Genomic DNA, 20,577 nt, shown 5'->3' with positions numbered 1-20,577 from the left:
ATACCTCGCTAGGTCGTAAATTTCGTGGTGACTGAAGCCGGGCCGGTGAATGTACCCGGCAGGGCTGAAGCCCCCGGGAAGCTACCCTTGAGCGTGGCCGGCCCCGGGAACATAACGGACATGGCGAATGCCGCCCGCGCATGGATGGCGCCGAAGGCCATGGCTTCAACGCCATCCAGGATCTCGACAAAACCATGGACCGCGCCGGCGTTGTAGCCATGGGCGGCGACGGCATCGTCGGCCTCGGCGATCGCCGCATCGGCGGAGACCGGGAGGGCGCCATCCGCCACGACGATGTCGGAAGCTTCGATCAGCGCGGCCAGGGCGGCGACGCGCACCTTGCCGGATGCGGAGAGTCTGTCGTCGCCGTCGACCATGGCGGCACCGCCGGTGGACGGCGCACGGCTACTGCTGGCGACAAGCGTCTCGGAGCTATCCGCCAGGGCAGCGGTACCTCTGACCCTGACGCCGGCATGGCACGTCAGGCCGTCGCCCGCATCGGCGATGCCGGCATGGCCCTTGGCCGGCACATGGCCGGCGGTGACGAGGATGTCCGAGGCCTCGATCAGCGCGGCCAGCGCAGCGACACGCGCCTTGCCGGCCGCGGCAACAACTTCGCCATCGTCGACAAGGACGGCACTGCCACCGACGGGTGCGCGGCCGCTGGTGGCCGACAGGGCCTCGAGCCCGTCGGTCAGGGGCGCGCTCGCCCTGATTCTGACGGCGCCATTGGCGGCCAGGCCATCGCCGATACCGAGACTGGCATGGGCATGGATCCTGATTTCGCCGGACGAGGCGGTGGTATCCGCCCGGTCTTGCAGCGCGGCGTCGGCAACCGATGTCACGATGCCACTGGCGGCGGCGGCGACCGTGTCGAGCGGCTCGGCGAGCGCGGCACCACCCTTGACCTTCACGGCGCCGGCAGAGGCGAATGCGTCCCCATCCGCAATCGCGACAGCCGCACGGATCCTGACGCCGGCGGATGCGGAAAGCCCATCAACGGCCTGGGCAAGAGCGGAGGCCGCCTTGATTTTCACAGTGGCCGACGCGGCGATCGTCTCGGATACGTCCACCAGCGCCACAAGCCCGGTTGCGGCCCCTGCCCCGGCCTTGGCCGACAGCGCTTCCACTGCATCGATAAGCGCTGCCGAAGCCTTGACCCTGACTGCGCCGCCGGCGACCGTCGCGTCTCCACCCTCGATCAGGGCAGAGGTCGCCGTAACACGGGCATTTCCCGCGAGGACCGCAGCCTCCATGCCATCGAGAAGGGACGCCACGCCCGCGACGCGGACCTTGCCAACGGACACAACCGTTTCGGCCCCATCCGCAAGCGCCGACGCCGCACGGACCTTGGCAGCGGCGCCGATGGCACACATCTCCGCACCGTCGTGCATCGAGGCGGCCGCCTTGACGGTCGCCTTGCCTGCGGTCGCCAAGGTGTCGGCGCCACCGGCAAGCGCGGCAACAGCCGATATCCGGCCCTGCCCGACAACCGCGATCGCTTCGGCAGCATCCGTCTTGCCGAGGCCGGCCTTTACCTTGACCAGCCCGGCAAGCGTTTTGGACTCGGCGGCATCGGTGATCGACAGGGCGCCGGTTGCGACAGAGGGGCCGATCTCACCATACCCGGACGGTGGCGTCCCCTGCCATTCCGAAGCGGCAGTGTAGGCCGTGCCGATCGTCGGGTTGGCGTCCGACAGAAGGGCAAGATAGAGGGTTCCGGTGATACCTGGCAAAAGACCGCCCGTACCCGCGACGGGATCGCCCGCGCCGATCCAGGATCCAACGACACCGGCAGCCGTGATGAAACGGAAGTAGATGCGCCCGGATGAGGCGTGCCTGGCAAAGCACACGCGACCGTTGGTATTGGCGGCGAGCGGGGTGATCGTCCCGACGGTGCCGTTGTTGATGACGGCATTGCCGCCATCGGTGCCAATGGTGATGCCATTGGTGCCGATTCCGCCGGGCCACTGGCCCGTCGCCCAGCTCGTATTGACCATGGCGACGTCGAGATAGCGGCCCGTCGACGAACCGGACAGGCCGAACTCGCAGTACTGGTTGGCGTTCGACAGGGCGTCGAGCAGCCGCACGCCGCCATAGGTCGCATTGAAGGATGCGACCTTGTTGGCGCCGCTGAGCGTAACAGCCGAGGCCTTGAAGGACGGGTCGAAGGTCGTCGCCATGCCGGGCTGTTCCTACCGCAATGCGCCGAGGCGGCGCTTACGCGCCGCTCGCCGTGATCGAGAAGGTGTTGATGATGATGTCCTGGCCCGCCGCGATGCTGGTATTGTCCAGCGTCATGTCACCGCCGCCGCCCGTGGCCGTGATGGTCCCCTGCATGTGGCAGGTGGTGCCATCGGAGGCGAACAGACGCCAGAAATCGGCGGTGCCGGCGGCATCGGCGGAGGCATCCTCCCAGGTGCCCGACTTGGCCTTGACGCCTCCCGAGGACGCCGCCATCCAGTCGGCGGGCAAGCTGATCGTCGCCAGGACGGTCCCGGTGATCGCGGCGGCGCAATTGGCGGGCGCACCGGCCGTGAGGTCGTAGATCTTGAGTACGGCGCTCGCACCGATGGCATTCTCGATGGCATCGTTCTGCGCGTCGCGCACGGCGGTGGATTTCTGCAAAGCCATGGTCTCTCTCCTCGCAGCGCTGGCGGCTGCTATTTGCGGGTTTTCTTCGTCTTCCGGCTGTCCTTGCCGGTGCCCTCGCCGGGGCGTTTCAAGGTGATCGTGGTGGTGAAGCCGCCGCGGCCGACGTTGTGGTCGACACCTTCGATCGCGTACTGGCCGTCCGCCCCCGGCCTGGCACCGACCAGCTTCAGGGTTCCCTCGGCGCGCGCGGTGGGGTTGCCGTCGATGATGACGGACCCGCCGCCCTTGCTGTCCGAGGCGGCGGCTTGCGAATTCTTGTTGTGCTGCCTGGCGTGCTTCTCGTCATCGGCCGGGTGGGCGCGCTGATGGGTGGCCTCGGCATCCGTATCCTCGGTGTCGGCCTCGATCTCCTGCCAGGCCGCCTTTTTCCGGTCGAAGTACCGGGCCTTCACCTTCTTGTAGCGGGTGATGCCGGTCACCGGGATCACGTCATAGGAGATCAGGTTATCGCCCCATGTCGCGGTCACGGTTGGCAGGGCCTGGCCACCGGGCGACTTCCCGGCGCCACGCTTGGCGATGATGATCCTGTTGTTGCGGAAGTGGGCGACGCCGCCGACCTCGTTCGCAAGGCGATCGGCAAAGTCCCAGACCCCCTCGTTCTGCAGGGCGAAGTAGTCGCGCTCCTCGTCGAGATCGGGATCGACAGTGACATCCGTGATGCCGGCGTCCTGGCCCACTTCCTTGATGGCCTCGGAGATCTTCTTCTTGTCGATGTGCTTATGCTTGCGCTGCTTCGCCTTGCCCTTGGTGTCGAGGCCCTTGGCCTCGATCTTCAGCGTCCGCCCCTGCCCGCGCGCGCCGGTTGCCTGCACATGGTCGACCTTGCCGACGAAGACCTCGACCAGGCCCGACGTGCCCCAGCCCAGCAGGACGCGCATGTCGGCGCCTTCCTTCGGGAACTGGATCTGCTGGTCGGTATCGTCGAGATCGATCGAGCAGGAATCGGAGGCCGACCCTTCCTTGTCCGTGACCTTGAGATTGATCAGGATCGGGTCGAGGGACGACGTGATGTTGTTGCCGTCGATATAGACGGCGTAGTGGGTCTCGGCCGCCATCCGTCAATCCCACAGGCTGATGACGGCGACTTCCTGCTGCTCGCGCGGGGTGTCGATCGGGATCTGCACCACGGCGCCCACCGGCAGGATCGGGCCATTGCGGGCGAGGCTCGGCGTCGTGTCGAGAATCCGCTCCACCAGCCCCGGCATCGGGCGCCTGAAGCGGTTCCAGACGATGCGCGACAGGGTCAGCCCATCGGTCTGCACCGTATAGGTTTCGATCGTGCTCGACATCGGGGCTCCGAGAAAGATATGACATCCCATCGCCGAAGTTCTGGCGAGAACAGGGGGCAGTATGCGGACGATGGTACTGGCGGGCGCCATGCTGGCGTTGGCATTCGGGACAGCAGCGTCGAATGCGGCAGAGAGACCGACATCGATCGAGGTGACGCCGCCCTACATCAAGAAGGACACCGGCTGGCTGACGATTATGGTGAAGGTGACCAACAACACCGACGAGCCAATCGGCCATCTCAAGGTAAAGTGCGCGGTGACCAAACCCGAAGGCGGGCTAATCGAAGAGCGCAACCTCGAATTCTCAGACCTTCGCCCGCGCATACCGGAATGGGATCTGGTCGACTTTTACTCGACGAAGGATCTTTCGTTGAAATACCAGTGCCGAACCGGCGGCTACAACTAACCGAACAGGCTCGAAATGATGCTGTAGTAGCTTTCCGCGCCGGGCCCGTCATCGCGCTTGAGAGTGACCTCAAACTCGATGACCTGCCCGACGCCGTTTGCGGAAAGCTCACTACCCTTCGCTGAAGCCTTTCCGATGACGAACCATCCAAGCGCGGCGCCGTCGCCGCGCGTCAACGGTACCGCCTGGCCGGACAGCCGGATAGACCGCAGATCGTCAAGGCTTCCGCCGAACCGCTGCGGGAAAAGCTTTCCGGACAGCGTGATCGTCTCCTCCGCCTCGCCGACGAACTCAAGCCGCGGCCGCCGGCCGAGGATCGGCTTCGACGCGAAGTCGGCGCCGGCGTCCTGGGAAACGTCCTCGATGTTGAGGGGATAGAGTTCGAACTGAACCGAGCCCAATTGGTAAAGCATCAGCGGATCCCGGTGTTGGCGGCAGGGGCCCCGCTGCCACGGGCGGCGCGGGCGGCGGCCGGGCCGCCGGATGGCCCGCGCACCGTGCCGGAGTTGATCTCGTCCATCAGGTTCTTGATGTCCCTCAGGTCCTGTTTCAGAGCCGCCGTGTTACCACCCGGCTTCACGTTCACGATCGCCTCAAGGCCGTTGATGTTCTGGATACCAATATCCAGATCCTGCAGCAGTTGCTTGGCCTGATCGACCTGCCCGGTGTTGACCTGCGGCGTGATCTCCGCGGGCCGTTCCGGTGGCAGCGGGGTTCCGGTCCGCGACTGTTGCCCGAACCCATACGGGATCTGCGGGCCCAGAACCTCCTTGCCCCCGCGCATCGGCAGGCGGCTATCGTCCTTCGTGAGCGGCTCGACGAACCCGGGGTGATCGATCTGTATTTGCGCATCCTGCCGCTGGCGTAGCCGATCAAGAAGCCCCGTGCGGTTAGCCTGATACTTCGCGTCCTCGGCCGCAATATAGGCGCTTAGCCGCTCGTTCTCTGCCTTGCGCTTGGCATACTCGGCGCGCTGCTCGTCATTAACGGGGCCGCCGCCGTCGTTGATGTCAGCGAAATACTGGTCATTGAAGCGAACGGTCTGCCGCGCCGCATCATATTCAGTCGACTGCGGTCGCCCCCTTCGATAGTCGTCACGGATCTCATTGGATCGATCCTTGAACGGCTGGCCCTTCTGTCCTGTCCAGCTGATCGCATTGGGGTCGTTCGCGGCCTGCTCGTTCATGTCGTGAATGGCATCAAGGAACCCCAGTGGCCCCTTCTTCATGTTCTCGGAAATGGTACTCAGGAAATTCGCCGATCGATTGATTTCATCGGTCAACGTCTTCAGGAAGTCGGTGACGCCTCCCTTGTCCAGCAAGCCGCCGAGGGCGTTGGTGACGGCGCTCGTTGCCGTCGCCAGTCGCTCCATGCCGGAGGCCGCGTCGTTCGCAACCTTGGCGAAGTCCCTGTCGACCGTCCCCGCAGCGTTGCCGAGTTCGCCGCGAAGCTCCCGCATCTGCTGGCGCTGAGAGATCAGCGCCCGCATGCCAGCCTGCATCTGGGCATCGTTGAACAGAAGCGGGATCTTTGACAGATCGCCCTTGGTGGCCGCCTCGGTGATATCGAGGAAGGTGTCGAAGACGTCCTTCCCCGACTTCTTGGCCTTGTCCAACTGGCCCCGGAGATCCTTGATCCCCATCTTCTTGAACTTGCCGACCGTTTCCTGCGACGTCATCTTCTGGAACACGTTCTGCAGGTTCGTCGCGGCCGATGAGGCGTCACCGGTCTGGTTCCGGGTCATCTGCAAGGCGGCGGCAAGCTTGATCAGGCCATCGGTGCCCTTCATGCCGATCGCCGCCGCGGCGGGCGCGATCGCCGGCAGGTATTGGGCCATGTCCTTGAGTTCGAACTTGCCCGCCTTGCCGGCCTTGGCCAGGATGTCGAAGGCACCCTGCATCTTGTCCGACGTGATGCCCATCGAGTTGCCGATGGCATCGGCGGTGTTGGCGATGTCGGCGACCTCGGCCCCCGATGCCTGGGCGGTCTTCGCAACCGAGGGAAGGAATGCCAGGCTGTCCTTCATGTTCCGGCCGGCGGCCGTCAGGGTATCGAGCCCTTCCCTCACCGTATCGACACCGAGACCGGTGTTATTGGCGATGTCGAAAAGCTGCTTCTTCGCGTTCGCAACCTCGCCCGCCGTCGCTTCCGCCGTGATCCCGATCCGGGTCATCTGTCGATCAAAGGCAGCGAAATCCCGATAGGATTTCACGGCATAGGCCCCGACAGCAGCGGCCCCGCCGAAGGCGATCAACCCCTTGGCGCTGCTCTCGAGGCCCTTGTCGAAGCGGGCAAAGCCGCCCCCCCGGCTGGCCTGGTTGGACTTCCTGACGAGGCCATCAAGCGCCCTGCCAGCCTTGGCGGCCGGGCCACTGACCATGTCTTTCAGGCGCGCGACCAGCTCCGCCGTCAGGATGGTCATACCGATTACTCCTGTTCGCCGTCGTCAGCCGCGCCGACACCGTCTGCGTCCGTGGTGGCAATGATCATCGCCAACACATCGTCGAAGTCACTGCCGACCAGATCCCCGATGATCTCGCCCGGCAGGCCGGTATTCGAGGCGACGAGCGCGACGGAACTGGCGGCGTCCGAACCGCCGGCATCGGTGACGGCCTGCGCCGCGAGGCGATCGCGGACCCGGATCCGCTGCACATCGATTTGAATGAGGTGCCCCACTTCAAGGGGCACCGGGTACTTCAAGGGGACGGTGACCTTCATCAGATCAGGCCCAGCATCGCATTGCGCTTGGCATGGCGATTGACGCCATCGACGCGCAGGACGCTGTTCTTCCAGTCGAAGAAGTACTTCTCCGTATCGTCGAAGAACAGCTGGTAAAGGAGCACGCCATTGATGGCGTAGTCGTTCGTCAGCAGGTTCCCGTTCTGGAAGGCATCGCTTTCGATCTTGCCGAGTTCGCCTTCGATGACCGCCTTGAGGGCGACATCCTTGCCGGTGATCTTGTCACGCATGGCCCCGCGCATCGTGTACATGGTCATCTCGCCGCTCATGTACCCGAAATTCGTCAGAACCTGCGGGTCATGGCCGACGAGCTTGAAGGTGGGTTCCAGCTTCTGGATGCCGGTGCGGACCTCGATATCAAGGATGGCGCCGCCGGCGGCGTGGTCCTGATACTTGCTCTGCAACATCGGAAGCTTCACTTCCTGGATGGACAGATGCTTGGAGGCGGTGGGGTCGGCGGTGCCGACGAAGAGGTTCATGGCCTCGACGATGAGCATGGGGCGGCTCCTTTCGCCGGCACCGGGCCATCAGGCCCGGGCCGAACGCTGTTTCGGGGATGGGTTCCGGCGCCGGTCAGGCGACGAGGTCGAGCTGCGCGGCGAGATCGTCGAGCAGGGTGTCGAGGGCGGCGCGGTAGCGTGCCGAACGGATGCCCAGCTTGCGCAGGACCGGCGCTTCCTCAGCCTGGAAATTGACCGTGAACTTGCCCTGGCGCAGGTTTTCGGGGCTGTTCAGCGCCTTGGTGAAGCCGACCTGGTAGCCGAGGATGTCGCCATTCGCCTGCAGGTCGCGAAGCGCGAGCTGCATGGTCTGGATGATCGCTTCGACGGTCTGGATCGTGATGTTGAAGCGGCCGAGATAGAAGCGCAGCGCCCGCAGGAACAGCAGGTGGATATAGTCGCGGCCACGCGTGACGTTGTAGAACTGCCACAGCTCGTCCTCGGAGCAATTGTCCGTGCCGATATAGATGAAGCCGGAAGCCGCGATGGCGCCTTCCACCCCCGCATCGCCGCGCACGATGATGCCGCCGTTGACGGCGAGGATCTGCTGGCCCTCGGTGCTGCCGTCCGTGATCGAGAAATCGATCGACCGGCCGGGTGCGACGATCCCCTGCACGGCCTGGTTGGCCCAGCTGTGGAAGGGACGGCCGCCGTTCTCATGGTCACGCCTGACGCCGATGCCGAGGACACGCCCCGAGGCGTCCTGCTCGGTCGCGTCCGCGCCGACCTTGACACTGATGCCAACCGGGATGATGCGCTGGCTGCTGATCGTCTCGCGCCAGGCCTGGAAGTGCGCCAGGCTGTCGGTGGGCCCCTGCACCACGGCATGGGCGAGAAGGCGCTCGAGCACCGGCGGCAGCGCGGCGACCACAGGGTTTGCGGTGACCGCCCCGGCCGTGACGGCGGCCGTGACATCGAAGCCGTCGCCGACCGCGAAGTCGATGAGGCCGTCTCCGATCGTGAACTTGATGTGGTCCCCGGTATAGGCGCTGCCGACCGTGGCATTGGCGAGCGGGATGTTGTCAGGATCGGCCACGCTGAAGGTGCCGCCATCGGTCGCCACAGAGGTGCAGCGGACGCGATAGACGCCGTTCTTCACCGACGCTCCATAGGCCGGGTTTGCCAGCGTCAGGGCACCGTTGCCAGTGTTGCCGCCGGACTTGGCGGCGCTGTTGACGGTGACAGTGGGCGCGCCCTGCGTGAATTGCTTGGTGAAGCCGGGGACGGCGACCAGCCGCGGCACGATGCCAAGCTCAGGGCCGGCCTTCGTCAGCGCCCAGATGCCGGTTTTAGCCGCGCTGGATCCGATGATGTTCGTCATCGTCTCGTTGTCGTTGGCTCCTTCGGCAACGCGGACGATCACGATCTGCGCCGCGACTTCGTAGGCGCCCAGCTGGTCGTTGATTCCCGCGACGGCATCGGCGAGCGCACCGGGGCCAAGTTTCACCGTCGTGGTGGCGTCGTCCGAAAAGATCCGGACCGGGGCATTCACCGGGAAAACGTCGACGTCGGCATCGGCGGCGGGGCCAACGAGGGCAACGATCGCCATGTCGGCGCCGGTGACCGGGCGCGGCTCGTCGTCCACCGACGTGATGCTGATGCCAAAAATGGGCTCGCTCATAGGGGTTTGCTCCAAAGAAAAACCCCGCCTTCGCGGGGCGGGGTCTACGAGATGGGCGGTGCTGCCCGGTGAGTTCGGCGGCTAAAGGCCGGCGCACATGGTGAAGAAGGCGTCGATTTCCTCGGTCGTCTTGCCGAGCGCGGCGAAGCCGGCCTGCATCATCGGATCGTTGCGCAGGAAGCTCGCCGAGTATTCGGCGGCGAGTTGCACGGCCCGGGGTTGCTGTTTGATGTAGGCCTTGACATCGTCATAGATCTCCTCCCGGTCGCAACCGAGCCAGAACTGACGGGCCGAGACGCTGTCGGGGGCGGCAGGCGACGGGGCATCCTGCAAGGCGTAGCCGGTGCCAATCGATCCATCCGGATTGCGCACGTAGAAGGGTGCGCCGGTCGCGATCTTGCCTTCGACAGGCACGAAGGGCCGGGGCACGGCGAGGCCGATCGCCGCCAGTTCCGCCGCGCTCCACAGATCCTCGATATTCAACGGGTGAAGCACACCGTTTTCGTCGGGAAGCCGATCCTGGCCGTTCCATGGCTTGAGGGTGTCAATTCGAACGAGCATCAGGCAATTCCCCGATATGTGATGACGATCAAGCCTTGCCCGCCTGGGCCGCCATTCTGTCCGGTCGTGGATCGAGCCGATCCACCACCGCCGCCGTAGAGGCCACCGGTCGGGCCAGCTCTGGAGTTGTCGATATTCGATCGTCCGCCGCCGCCGCCGCCTGACCCATGGGTCGCGTCATATTCCGTGCCTGGCAGACCCGGATTGGCATTCCCGGTTGTTGCCAGCGCACCACCGGCCCCACCGAAGCCGGCATCGCCGGCACCGCCATTGCCGGGATTGGACCCGCCATTGACGCCGTTCCCGTTGGGCCCGGCGGCGCCACCGCCGCCAGCACCGCCGCCGTCACCCTGCCCTCCGGTGCCGCCGGAATATTTCAGGTCGCCGATGCCGGCGCTCGCTTGTCCGCCAGCACCGCCCGGCCCGCTCGCGGCTACGCCGCCCGCGCCGCCCTTGGCGCCCACGAAGGTGCCGGAGCCGGCATAGGTCGTGTCACCCATCCAGGTGTCACCGCCTGACGGCGCGGTTCCCGCCGCCGAGCCCGCAGGCGCCCCGGCGCCGACATTGTAAGGGACCGATGCACCTGGGGTCAGCCTGACATTGTTCTTGCGTGACCAGCCACCACCGCCACCGGCACCCGGATTGGTGTTGGCGGAAAGTCCCGCCGCACCGCCACCACCGATCACGTCAATGGTGTTGCTCTCGCTGTTCCAGTCGGGCGGAACGATCCAGTTGTTGAGGCCGGTTGTGGTCAGGTAGATGCGCTTGGTCACGTAAGTGACCTGCGCCCCGACGTTCGGGATCATCCCCGGCAGCATCAGGCAATCCCCTTCACAAGAGAAGCATGGATCTTGGACGCCGAGGCGTCCTCGACGACATAGTAGAGCTTGTCCCAGGAGTTCGCCGGCGTCGAAAGCGTTGGGGCGATCCCGCCGCCGAACTTCCACGCCGAACTGAAGGAGAGCGTGCGACTGCCGGCGCCGTCCTGAAAGATCGAAATCGAGCCGGTTTGCCCCGTCTTCATATTGGTAGGGGTGCCAAGGGTTCGATTGCCGCCCAACGTCACGTAGAAGTTGAAGCCAGTGGAGAAATCCAGCGGAATGGTCGATGCGTCCGTGAGCTGCGGCGCCCCTGCCGCTGCCCATACAAGGGCAGCATCGAGCATCTTGTTTGCGGCCGCCGCGCGGTATTGAGCAATCGTCGCGAGGTCATAGCCGGACGACGTTCCGAAGAAGGGCTTGTTTGCGATGACACCCCAGTCCGGGGAAGCATCGACCAGCTCGATATAACTCGCGTCGGCCGTCTTGCTGCCGCTGCCCTTGTAGACGAGACGGCGCCCATCGGTGACGAAGACGAGCGACCCCGTGACAATCGTGGCCAACTGCCCCGATGTCAGCGCGGTGAGGTCGCCTGTGGAGACGACCGGCGTGAACTGCTGAAGTACCGGAATTCTGGCAGGGTCGAGGGTGCCTGTCAGGATCTGCCCGGCGTCGATGGAGGAGGACGCCAGTTTCGCCGTCCATCCGCTGAGATTGGCGGCGTCGATGATGCCAGCCACCCATCCGGAGCCGGCGCTCTTCATCAGAACCTGAAGCGCAGCAGCGCCGGTGACGTTGACGTCCGTCAGGTCATCAAGGGTGATCGTGACCGCCCCGACGTTCTGCTTGCCGTCGAGGGCATCCTGCAATCCCATGACCTGGCTGATGCTATGGGAATGGATCAGAAGCGCCCGTGCCGCGACAGCGGTCAGGAGCCCGGTGACATCGACGTCGATTGCCTGGAGCGCCGTGATCAGGCGCGCCATATCCTCCGAAAGCCAGTTTCCCGGTGTCGGAACCGGATAGTTCCGATTTGCGCTGCGATCGTCGCCGCCAACAGCCATTGGTCAAACCTCAGAGCGAATACGCGCGCATCCGCGCAAGGGAAGGCCGCGCGGCGGGGCCGCCGGACAAGGAAAGCCGGACCCGGCCACCGCCGGCAGCGGTGTATCCGGTCTTGGCAAAGCTCGGTTCCGTCCACCCGCTGCCTAGCGTCCCGGTCGACCCGGCCGTCATCGCAGCCCAGGTGTTGTTGGCGGCATCGACATCGACCGTCACGCCAGACCCGGCAGGCAGGAAGGCCGCGAACAGCGCCTTCACGCTGATCGCTGTTCCCATCGGGAAGACACGGGTGATGTACGTGCCGGTGGTGCGGATCCGACCGCAGATCAGGGTCGATCCGGGGTATAGGATCGGGCTGATCTTTTCGGAGCCATTGAGAATGGCCCGAAGCGTGACGGTCTCATTGATGAATTCAGCCGCCGCATAGTTCTGATCGGGGGCAAGCTGGACCACATCGCCGCTGGCGCGCACGATCTCGTAGCGCATCCTGGCATCGGCAGTCGGGATATCGACGGTGCCGCGCACGATGAAATCAGAGACGTTGTCGAGGTCGCCGGTCCACAGGTTGACCGTCTTGCTCGTCGCCGTGAACTTCGCCGCGATGATCTGGAACCACAGGTCGGCGTCATTGTGCGGGGTCCAGGTCGAACGGTTCGACGAGGACAGCATGACACCCACGGTGTAGGGGTTCGCGGACACGAAGCTCTGGTTCGATTGATCGACATCGCCCAGCTTCGCGATCGCGAGCGCGTGGGTGGGATCGTCGGTCATGACGACGAAGCAGTATTCGGCCAACGGGGACAGATACACAGGGGCAGCGAAGCGCGCCGGCACGACGTCGCCGATGTTGATCGACGTCATGTTGATGAAGGCTTCGGCCAGGATCTCCTTGGTCGGGTAGCCGTTCAGCGTCTTCGCCAACTGGACACGGACACCGCGCGACCTGACGCCGATCGCCGTGAACTTGATGTTCACCCCGACGATCTGCCTGCCCTCGATCAAGGTGAAGGTCTGGGCAAGCGGATCGCTGCCGTGGCTCAAATCGAACTGGCTCGGGCCGTTCGAGGTCTGCGCCGTGGTCACCACACGATTGGTAACCTGCGTGACCACAGGGGCCGGCGGCGTCGCCTTCGCCGCTTCCCGGGTCACCAGCGTCACCCGCTGCATGGTGGTGATGTCGATGACCCCCTCGCCATGGAACAGCGCCTCGGCATAGCTGCCGGCGGCGCCATCGGCGCGCAGGCGGCGAGTGCCGACAGGCATCAGGGCCGGGATCGTGAAATCATCCTCGATCTCGCCATTGGCGTCGGCGGTCTGCGTGCCGGCGGGCTTCACGTCGACACCGTCGAAGGTCAGCGTTGCCAGGTTCTCGCCGACGCCGAAGCCGGCGATCCTGAAGTGGATCGGGATCTGCCGAAGATAGACGGCGCTTTCCAGATCCTCTTGAACGACGACGTTGACGGTCGTCGTGCCCGGCGGCTGATTGGGCGCCGCCGTGAATTCCATCGTGACCGGCGAGGTCCAGTCCGTGATGTGATCGGTCCAGTAGTCCGTGGGCGGCTCGATCTTGAGATCCGCCGGCAGCGGGATGAAATTGTCGTAGGGGTTGATCGCCATGCCCGACGTCGCGAGGGGCTGGCTGACGACGACCTCCTCGCTATAGGCCAGGAACTCGACGGCGGATCCGGCGCGCTCGATCTGGACCTGGTCGATGCCCAGCTGCAACACCCCCTGATTGCAGGCGGCGGTCTGGCTGGCGCCCTGATCTCGGTAGAAGTCATCGACGAAATTGTCGGTGAAGATCCCGTTCTTGCTGACGGGCTCCCGCGCCAGGATATCGCGCGAAAGCTCGCTGCGATCGAACTGGTCGAGGATGTCGACGAGCCGGTCGAAGTACCGGCGCATCCGGTCATAGGTGTAGTTGTGGGTGCCGTCGTTATCGATGACCGGCGAGGCCAGCCAGTCGTTGGTGACGGTCGCGAGTTTCAGCAAGGTCGAAGGCGTCGGCGGCTCCACCGCGCCGAGGCGGGCGGACAGCCCCTTCACGTACACAGGAAGGCCGCTGATATCGAGGCACATCAGGTCGATGCGCGGCAGCTTCGAGGTATACGAGGCAAGCACAGGCTGGTTGTGGACGCCCCCGGAAACGGTGATCTGGGTCGATGTCACCGCGTCGGGCACGACATTGGCGTTGTAGAGATAGGTCACGCTATAGGTCGACGCCGCCGCCGGTTCCGCACCGCCCGGGGCCCATGACACATTGCCGGACGACAGGACGTAGTCGGTGCTGGGGGCATAGGTGGTAGCCCCCTGCGTGATGGTCTCGATCGCCACGACGGAACCATGGGCCAGGGTATCGAGGCCGCCGGGCACTGGGCTGCGCACGACCAATTCGGTGACGCGCTTGACCACGATGACGGACGAGACCGCAGCGATCGGCGGGCGCTGAACCGTAATGATCGTCGGGGCGTTGTCGGCCGCCGTATAGGTCGATGGTTCGGCGGCAACGGCTTCGAGATCCGGATCTTCGGTCACGGCGAAGCGCAGCGCATACTCGCGCGTGCGCTTCCATCCCCGGATGTTCGCGGTCCCCTTCTCGATCGAGAAGATCTGGTCGGTCCCGATCTTGCCCAAGGCCCGGACGATGCAGCCATCCACGATGTAATGGCCGTTCGCCTGCTCGTCGTAGAGGGCAAGCGCCGCCAGGATGCCTTGAAGGGCCGGCGGCTGCGTCTGGTCGACGGGGGTGCCATCGGCGAGAAGATAGACCGGAAAGAAGTCGCCGGGCTGGGCGTCATCGGCCAGCGCCCAGACCGCCGTTTCCTCGATGCGCGCCGCGCCGGGCTGGCCCTCGGCAAGCGACCCCGGTTCAAGGCCCTTCAGGCTGGGATCGTCTTCCCATGTCACAAGCGTAGTCTGGATCTTGATGCCGACCTGCACGTTCCCCGTCATGGGTACGCTGGACAGCGTCGCAGCCACAACCGGACGGACGTCACCGCGTGCATAGATCCTGCCGGCGGCGAGGGCCACGGTTCCGCTGTCCTGATCGACGCTGATGTCGGCACCGTCGACCCGGTCGCCGTCCTTGGCGACCATGTTGCCGATGCGCTGTTGCCGACGCCGGATGATGGTCTGGGCCTCATTGAAATCGGCGCCCTGGAACAACTTGCCTTCGGGCAACAGGACCTGCTGCCGGTTTGGCCCAGCATCAGCGCGGTCATACGTGCTCGGCAAGCCGGACGGATGTTCGTAGGCCATCAGAACCTCAAGATGTAGCGAACCTGTTCCCGCACAGTCAGGCCGAAGGGAACGGAAACCGATTGGGGGGCGACTGCGACGCCGCCTGATAGCTGCGCCGCCGAAAGCCAGTTCTTGCCGGGCTTGACCCCGGCGGCGCGCGTGGCGCCGAAGACGACAGCCGTTGCAATGGCGGGCTGCCCTGCCCCGTCGCCGAAATCGGAAGACGCGATGACGATCAGGCCCTGCGGCGCAGCGGCATCGACGCCATAGGTCTTCCCGGCCAGCGTGTAGGGGCCGGACACCGCTTCACTGACGGGCCGAACAACAGCCGCCGCATAGCCGATGACGGCGCCGCCAGCGGCCGAGAAACGGATGTAAGCGGTCTGGGCAAGAATCCCGTTCGCCATCGCGGCGCGGCGGGCGTCGTCGCCGGGGATATCCCACTCGAAATCAGCGGTATCCCAGGGATAGTTGGCGTCTTCCCAGACGTCGGAAGTGCCGACTGGCGGGATCCAGACCCCGAGGGCATCGAGATCTGCCTCGACGAGCGCGGCAGTGGCATCGTAGCGGCGACCGAATGACCACTGTGTCAGGACATCGACGACCGTGGATCCCTTGATCCCGGGCAACCGGACCCCGGAATGGTCTGATGTCAGCGACGCCGACGTCTTCTGGTATGACGTTTCGCAGGCCCGGACGTCGTAGCCGGCGAAAGCCCGCCAGAAGATCGACCGCGCCGGCACCGATAGCGACGTGATGCCGGCGATCCGCGCCAGGTCAGGCGTGTCCGCATCGCGGACCCGATCAAGGGCCAGTTGGAACCTGTTCCACAGCACGCGACGGGTCGGCTCTTCCTCGAGCGTTGCCGCGTATCCGATCCACGCCAGCCCCATCGCGATCGCGGCCGGCGTCCCCCGGATCCGCTGCCACTGGACACCGACGCTGATCAGCGTCAGCAGGTTCGGCACATAGGGCGTCAGCGGCGACAGCCCAAGCTCCCAGACCCGGAAGGGCTGGAAAGCCGGCGGCGGTGAAGCCCAGCCGACCGGGATCAGGGCATATTCATCCGCGAGGTTGGCCCAATCGTCGGTGACCTCGGAATTCAGCTTCTCCCAGGGCGTCGCTTCCCGGGGAAGCAACAGCTTGTGTTCCGCCATGTCAGTATGCCCGGCCCGTGACTGTCAGGGTAACGGCCCCGATGCGGATCGCCTGGTAGGGCTGCGCGGCCACGATGCCCGACGGCCCGCCGAAGGTGGGCGCAGCGGTATAGACACCATCGGCCATCAGCTTGCCTGCGACCCATGCGCCGGTCAGGTCGCGGCCCAAGGCGCCCACGGCGGCCCACTGCGCGGGCAATGCCGCCGCGAGTGTCGTTGCAAGGTCGTCCGGAGCATCCGGAAGCAACACGAGGTTGGCGGACACGTTGGCGACGATGACGACCGCCGCGCGGACGTCGAGCGTGTCATTGACCATGCGGACATTGCTGGCATTCAGCGCGGCACGCACGATCGCGAGCAAGGCGGCATCGGCAACGCCGTTGTTATCCGTCGCAAAGATCGCGATGTGGACTGTCGGATCAAGCGGCGTCAGGTAGACATAGGCGTCGGCGACCCGCAGGGATGCCGTCATCGCGATGTACTTGTAGCGCTCCTGCGTGCCGCCGGGCGAACGGCCCTGAATGGCGAGGATGACCCGCAGCTTCAGGCGGGCGTCGCTTTCACCCGGTAGCCGGACGACATCATAGAACGCCGCGAGATGATCAACGGCGCTGCCCTCGGCATAATAGAGGTAGGCTGATCGCGCGATCTCGTTGCCCCGCGCGCGCAGGATCGTTTCCCGATAGGAGCTTTCCTCAAGCAGGACCGCCCCGGGATCGGTTTCGAGATCGGCGACGTCGTAGTCGATCCCATAGGCCGGCGCGCGACTGACGAATTCAGCCTTCCTCTCAATGAGAATGGCCTCGTAGTCGATCGTCTCAATGATGGCAGGGCGATCGAGGCCGGCGAGATAGTCGATGGTGAATTCCGCCATCAGGAGGCCCCTTCTACATACCAGCGGCCGGCATCGGCATAGGAAACACTGACCTTTCGGCCGCCTTCTGGGGTGAAGTCGCCGAGGTGGGCGCGCGGGCGGTATTCGCCTTCCAATCGAAAGGCGATGGAACCCAGGCGAGTCAGTTCGGTCGGAACGATGTGGTCGACGTGGTAGCGGGGCTCGAACGTGGCGATCGCGGTCCACATCGCCGTCCAGAACGGCAGGATGTCCTTCTCGCTGATGTTCTGCCCCAGCATCTTCGGTACCAGGGATCCGACATATTCGCGCATGACGCGCTCGCCGAAATTCGTGGTGAAGATCACCCCGAGGCTCTGGACGACGTGGGGCCAGCCGATTAGGGGCTTGCCCGTGAAGCGATCGATGCCCGACCCCGCCAGGCCGCGAAGGGAGATAACAGCCATGTGGGCGCCCTACGGGATCTTGAAATTGCCGCGCCCCGTCGTGGCGTGGCCGCATGCTGCGTGATCGCCTTCCCGGCAAACCGGGATGCCGTTCACGCGGAACTTCGAGGAGCCTTCGATCATCGGCGGTGGCGGCGCATGCGGCGGCTCGCCATGGGCGGCAACCTTGTCGCCGACCAGAACAACCGCATTGCCGCCAACCTTGAACTTGGCGCCCTGGTTGCCCAGCTGCACGCCGCCGGCGAAATCGACACCGACGCAAGCAACGCCTGGCATGCTGGTCTCCATGGCCTCGGCCCCTTGCCGCGGACGATGCGGCAAGGGGCCCGGCTGCTCTCTCGGGGGTTATAGGTGGGTGCCCTTGCCCAAGGGGCTGTCCAATCCATCCACGGCGAGCGCGGCCGTCGGCGCAAACGCTCGGTCATTCGATGGCATCCGCCCAGGACAGAGGCGGGCTGGGAAATCAGGTAAAGTCGTAATCCGAGGCCGTGGCCTTGATGCCCGAGCCGGATAGCTCGAGCGTGGTCCCGCCGACCGTCGACGTGATCTTGCCGTCCGTGATGTCGAGCGACACGCTGCCGATCTCGACCAGGACCTGTTTGCCCCGCACGGCAACCTTGAGGGAGCCGAAGGTCATGACGTGCTCATCTCCCTTGTCGGAGGGCGACTTGTTGTCGTCCGACCATGTTGCGGGAACCGCCGTTCCCTGCCGGAAGTCCCCCGATGGCGAAAGCATCGTCATCGGCTGCCCCACCGATGGCGGGCTATGCAGCTTCAGCGCACCGGCGACCTGCGTGTAGGGCACATCCGGCGACAGGAACGGCTCATCGTCCGTGCCGCCGATGCGCAGCCGCACGGTGCCCTTGGCCGGGTCGACCGAATGGACCTTTCCGTTCACAACCGTGCTGGCGAGCCGCCGCTCGAGGTCAATCAGCCGCTGCACCAATTCATCATGGTCCATCGTCGGCTTCCGGCGGCAGGGCCGCGTCGATGACCTCTTCATTGCTGACGAGATCGCCTGCTGTCATTTCGATCACGGGCGGCGCTTCCTGCACGTCATCCGGATCAGTGGTCGGCTCGAAGATCGGGGCCAGGCCGATGGCACGGACTTCGGCCAGGGTGAGGCCAAGCGAGGCCTGCGCCACCTGCCAGTCGAGCAGCGCCGGAGCTTCCATCCGCGTGCGCAGCAGGCCGGCATAAACGGAAAGCAGCGGGTCGGCCTGCATGGCCGCGATGAAATCCGCCCATATCGTGCCGGCGACCGGGGTGCCGAAGGGCGGATCGGCGATGGTGTCGACGGTGTAGACGATCTGCCTGGCGGCATAGCGCACGCCGTTGTTGGCGTCCGCGGTGCGATGGCTGGCATAGTCCATCCGTTTGGTGACGATACGGCGCCAGAGTTCTGACCATGGGCCCTGCCCCGCCTGCAGCACATTGACCACCTCGGCCTCGACCAGGTCGAGCATGAATTCGATGCCTGGGTCGGTCTCGGCGAAGTCCAGCGAGAGCAGGGTGCCGCCTTCCCCGTCCGGAATTAGGGAATAGGAGGCGATGATGATCTCGATGGTGAGGTCGAGCTTGCGCGCGCCCGCGTTGATCTGGCGAGGCTCGCCGCCGCGATCGTCATTCTCGGTGAGCACGACGATGACGGGGCGACGTTCGGACGGATCGCGCGGGGTGGTCTCGGCCAGCGGCAGGATGCGGCTGTCATAGACCATGTCGGCCGCCGAGGTGGCGTTCTCCAGCATCCGCACCGTGGCGATGCGGAGCGCGAGGCGGGACAGGCTCATCTCGGCGGACCTTCGATGCAATAGAGGACGATACGCGAGCCGCGGCGGTTGCCGAGCCGAGCGACCTCGAGGACGGAAGGCTCGCCGGACGGAGCATTTAAACGGACGATTCGATCACCGTCACGGGGCAACCATGACAGGAACGGTGCCACCGGCAGGTAGGCGACGAGCGGGTAATTCGCCGCCTGACGGTCCCACTGGGTCGCCGTGGCGGAATCGGTGACGCGCTCGACACCGTCCCTACGGATGATCACGGCGCAGGCTGGAACTGCGGCGCGGCACGGATCGTCGCCAGCGCTGTAATTGCCGGCAATGCGCGGCTGCACGATGACCGCCTCGCCCCACCATTCGAGGTGCGGGGCGAAGGCGTCCACCGCCGCCTCCTCGAAGGGCGTCGGCATCGAAGGATCAGGGCGCCAGCTTGAGACGGCGGAGCGTCTTGGGCTGGGTGATCAGGTGGATCGGGTTCGACTGGACCTCGAACTTGGCGCGCTTGGAGGTGCGCTCCTCGGTCAGCTCGCTCGCATAGCGCGGCAGGCCCATGGTGTTGACCGTATCCCAGTAGTCGGCCGGGGCGTAGCGGGTGATGTAGAGGCCCGGCACGCCAACGAAAAAGGAGATGGCCTCGTCGTCGGCGATGAAGTTGCCGCCGACCGCCTGGCGCGCCACGGCGCTGGACTTGTAGCGCTCGAAGGTCACGCCGCCCATCTCGACCTTGTCGGGCTGGGCATCTCGCAGCGCCGCAGCCGACGGGGTGTTGAGGAAGCTCTCCTTGAACTGCTTGTTCTTGAGGATGGCCCTGAAGAAGTCGCGGCCGCACAGCGTGTGGACATGGCCGTAGGACGGCGCTAGCAGATCGTCCTCCATCTGCATGATCAGTTCCATCGACTCGTCGCGGAACTCGAAGGCATCGTCGGCCAGGTCGAAGGTGATCGCGGCGGGTGCCGTGAGATCGAATTCCTTGTAGATGTCGATGATGGTCTTGCCCTTGCCGGAGATGACCTTGCCGCGGAGCACGCCGAGCTTCATCCACTCCTCGGTGAGATCGAAGTCGACGAGATGGCGGTTGAGCTTGTTGTGGACGAGCTGCTCGATGGTCATCAGGGCCGGCTGTCCGATCGCCGAAGCATCGCGGACGTTCTGGATCTCATCCGCCTTCACGAACTCATCGCGCTGGAGATGCGCGGTCGCGAGCTTGCGGTAGTTGTTCTTGGCGTGGTCGACGGTCTCGCCGGGGCCGCCGCGCTCGCTCGGTTCGACGAGCTGGAGCAGGCCGTTGATGCTGACCAGCGCGATGTCCGTGGTGGTGATGCCCTCTTCCTGAAAGTCGACGATGGCGCCGACCTGGCCGGGAATGGCAGGCTGGTTGTTGACGTACTGGGTGAGGGAAACCAGGGTGAACGGATCCTGGTTGAAGACGTCCATGTCCATGGGGAGGCT

The 20,577-nt window shown here is 65.1% G+C and carries 22 protein-coding genes; 1 reads left to right on the top strand and 21 read right to left on the bottom strand.

The genetic code is table 11. The annotated features are described in order from the left end of the window. Positions 1-8: 8 nt before the first annotated feature. Genes AC6H34_RS20220 through AC6H34_RS20205 form a run of 4 tightly spaced genes read right to left on the bottom strand, consistent with a single transcriptional unit; the run spans position 9 to position 3,944 of the window. Positions 9-2,183 carry a hypothetical protein gene (locus tag AC6H34_RS20220; RefSeq protein ID WP_497540013.1) on the bottom strand — a complete coding sequence of 725 codons (2,175 nt, stop codon included), beginning with the start codon at positions 2,181-2,183 and terminating at the stop codon, positions 9-11. Positions 2,184-2,220: 37 nt separating this feature from the next. After that, positions 2,221-2,634: a hypothetical protein gene (locus tag AC6H34_RS20215; RefSeq protein WP_497540012.1), complete on the bottom strand. Its 414-nt coding sequence runs from the start codon at positions 2,632-2,634 to the stop codon at positions 2,221-2,223. A gap of 29 nt (positions 2,635-2,663) precedes the next feature. Continuing rightward, positions 2,664-3,710, bottom strand: a complete 1,047-nt coding sequence (locus tag AC6H34_RS20210; RefSeq protein WP_497540011.1) for a phage late control D family protein — start codon at positions 3,708-3,710, stop codon at positions 2,664-2,666. A 3-nt stretch (positions 3,711-3,713) separates the two neighbouring features. Then, on the bottom strand, positions 3,714-3,944 hold the full coding sequence (locus AC6H34_RS20205) for a tail protein X (protein ID WP_497540010.1): 231 nt from the start codon (positions 3,942-3,944) through the stop codon (positions 3,714-3,716). 61 nt (positions 3,945-4,005) lie between these two features. On the opposite strand from AC6H34_RS20205, the gene AC6H34_RS20200 reads away from it, so the two are divergent. Then, positions 4,006-4,350 (top strand): hypothetical protein, encoded by a 345-nt coding sequence (locus AC6H34_RS20200; protein WP_497540009.1) that lies wholly within the window; start codon positions 4,006-4,008, stop codon positions 4,348-4,350. Here AC6H34_RS20200 and AC6H34_RS20195 read toward each other — a convergent pair. The 17 genes from AC6H34_RS20195 to AC6H34_RS20115 all read right to left on the bottom strand — a co-directional run bounded on the left by AC6H34_RS20195 (position 4,347) and on the right by AC6H34_RS20115 (position 20,568). Continuing rightward, positions 4,347-4,763, bottom strand: a complete 417-nt coding sequence (locus AC6H34_RS20195) for a phage tail protein (protein ID WP_497540008.1) — start codon at positions 4,761-4,763, stop codon at positions 4,347-4,349. The genes AC6H34_RS20200 and AC6H34_RS20195 overlap by 4 nt on opposite strands. After that, positions 4,763-6,772, bottom strand: a complete 2,010-nt coding sequence (locus AC6H34_RS20190) for a phage tail tape measure protein (protein WP_497540007.1) — start codon at positions 6,770-6,772, stop codon at positions 4,763-4,765. Before AC6H34_RS20190 ends, AC6H34_RS20195 begins: the two co-directional genes overlap by 1 nt. Positions 6,773-6,777: 5 nt before the next feature. Further along, positions 6,778-7,068, bottom strand: coding sequence for a hypothetical protein (locus AC6H34_RS20185; RefSeq protein ID WP_497540006.1), 291 nt, complete (start codon positions 7,066-7,068; stop codon positions 6,778-6,780). Beyond that, positions 7,068-7,586, bottom strand: a complete 519-nt coding sequence (locus tag AC6H34_RS20180) for a phage major tail tube protein (RefSeq protein WP_497540005.1) — start codon at positions 7,584-7,586, stop codon at positions 7,068-7,070. The genes AC6H34_RS20185 and AC6H34_RS20180 overlap by 1 nt, the downstream gene beginning before the upstream one ends. A 76-nt stretch (positions 7,587-7,662) precedes the next feature. Continuing rightward, the gene (locus tag AC6H34_RS20175) at positions 7,663-9,210 is read right to left on the bottom strand and encodes a phage tail protein (RefSeq protein WP_497540004.1); all 1,548 of its coding nucleotides are present in this window, start codon (positions 9,208-9,210) and stop codon (positions 7,663-7,665) included. Between the two features lie 81 nt (positions 9,211-9,291). Then, on the bottom strand, positions 9,292-9,771 hold the full coding sequence (locus tag AC6H34_RS20170) for a hypothetical protein (RefSeq protein WP_497540003.1): 480 nt from the start codon (positions 9,769-9,771) through the stop codon (positions 9,292-9,294). Then, entirely contained in the window at positions 9,771-10,589 is an 819-nt protein-coding gene (locus AC6H34_RS20165) for a glycine-rich domain-containing protein (protein WP_497540002.1), read from the bottom strand. The genes AC6H34_RS20170 and AC6H34_RS20165 overlap by 1 nt, the downstream gene beginning before the upstream one ends. Then, the gene (locus AC6H34_RS20160; protein WP_497540001.1) at positions 10,589-11,575 is read right to left on the bottom strand and encodes a hypothetical protein; all 987 of its coding nucleotides are present in this window, start codon (positions 11,573-11,575) and stop codon (positions 10,589-10,591) included. Before AC6H34_RS20160 ends, AC6H34_RS20165 begins: the two co-directional genes overlap by 1 nt. Before the next feature lie 88 nt (positions 11,576-11,663). Further along, a complete protein-coding gene (locus tag AC6H34_RS20155; protein ID WP_497540000.1) occupies positions 11,664-14,909 on the bottom strand; it encodes a DUF4815 domain-containing protein in 3,246 nt (1,081 codons plus the stop codon). Continuing rightward, on the bottom strand, positions 14,909-16,048 hold the full coding sequence (locus AC6H34_RS20150) for a phage tail protein (protein WP_497539999.1): 1,140 nt from the start codon (positions 16,046-16,048) through the stop codon (positions 14,909-14,911). Before AC6H34_RS20150 ends, AC6H34_RS20155 begins: the two co-directional genes overlap by 1 nt. A gap of 1 nt (position 16,049) precedes the next feature. Further along, complete coding sequence (locus tag AC6H34_RS20145; RefSeq protein WP_497539998.1) at positions 16,050-16,922, bottom strand: baseplate J/gp47 family protein; 873 nt, start codon at positions 16,920-16,922, stop codon at positions 16,050-16,052. Next, a complete protein-coding gene (locus tag AC6H34_RS20140; RefSeq protein WP_497539997.1) occupies positions 16,922-17,347 on the bottom strand; it encodes a GPW/gp25 family protein in 426 nt (141 codons plus the stop codon). Before AC6H34_RS20140 ends, AC6H34_RS20145 begins: the two co-directional genes overlap by 1 nt. 9 nt (positions 17,348-17,356) lie before the next feature. Further along, the gene (locus tag AC6H34_RS20135) at positions 17,357-17,623 is read right to left on the bottom strand and encodes a PAAR domain-containing protein (RefSeq protein ID WP_497539996.1); all 267 of its coding nucleotides are present in this window, start codon (positions 17,621-17,623) and stop codon (positions 17,357-17,359) included. A gap of 187 nt (positions 17,624-17,810) precedes the next feature. Next, complete coding sequence (locus tag AC6H34_RS20130) at positions 17,811-18,308, bottom strand: phage baseplate assembly protein V (protein WP_497539995.1); 498 nt, start codon at positions 18,306-18,308, stop codon at positions 17,811-17,813. Then, positions 18,298-19,137 carry a hypothetical protein gene (locus AC6H34_RS20125; RefSeq protein WP_497539994.1) on the bottom strand — a complete coding sequence of 280 codons (840 nt, stop codon included), beginning with the start codon at positions 19,135-19,137 and terminating at the stop codon, positions 18,298-18,300. Before AC6H34_RS20125 ends, AC6H34_RS20130 begins: the two co-directional genes overlap by 11 nt. After that, positions 19,134-19,538, bottom strand: a complete 405-nt coding sequence (locus AC6H34_RS20120) for a hypothetical protein (protein ID WP_497539993.1) — start codon at positions 19,536-19,538, stop codon at positions 19,134-19,136. The genes AC6H34_RS20125 and AC6H34_RS20120 overlap by 4 nt, the downstream gene beginning before the upstream one ends. A gap of 7 nt (positions 19,539-19,545) precedes the next feature. Beyond that, the gene (locus tag AC6H34_RS20115; protein WP_497539992.1) at positions 19,546-20,568 is read right to left on the bottom strand and encodes a major capsid protein; all 1,023 of its coding nucleotides are present in this window, start codon (positions 20,566-20,568) and stop codon (positions 19,546-19,548) included. Between the last annotated feature and the right edge of the window lie 9 nt (positions 20,569-20,577).

This window comes from Labrys sp. ALF-8, assembly GCF_059699065.1.
This window is presented reverse-complemented; position numbering and strand designations above follow the sequence as displayed.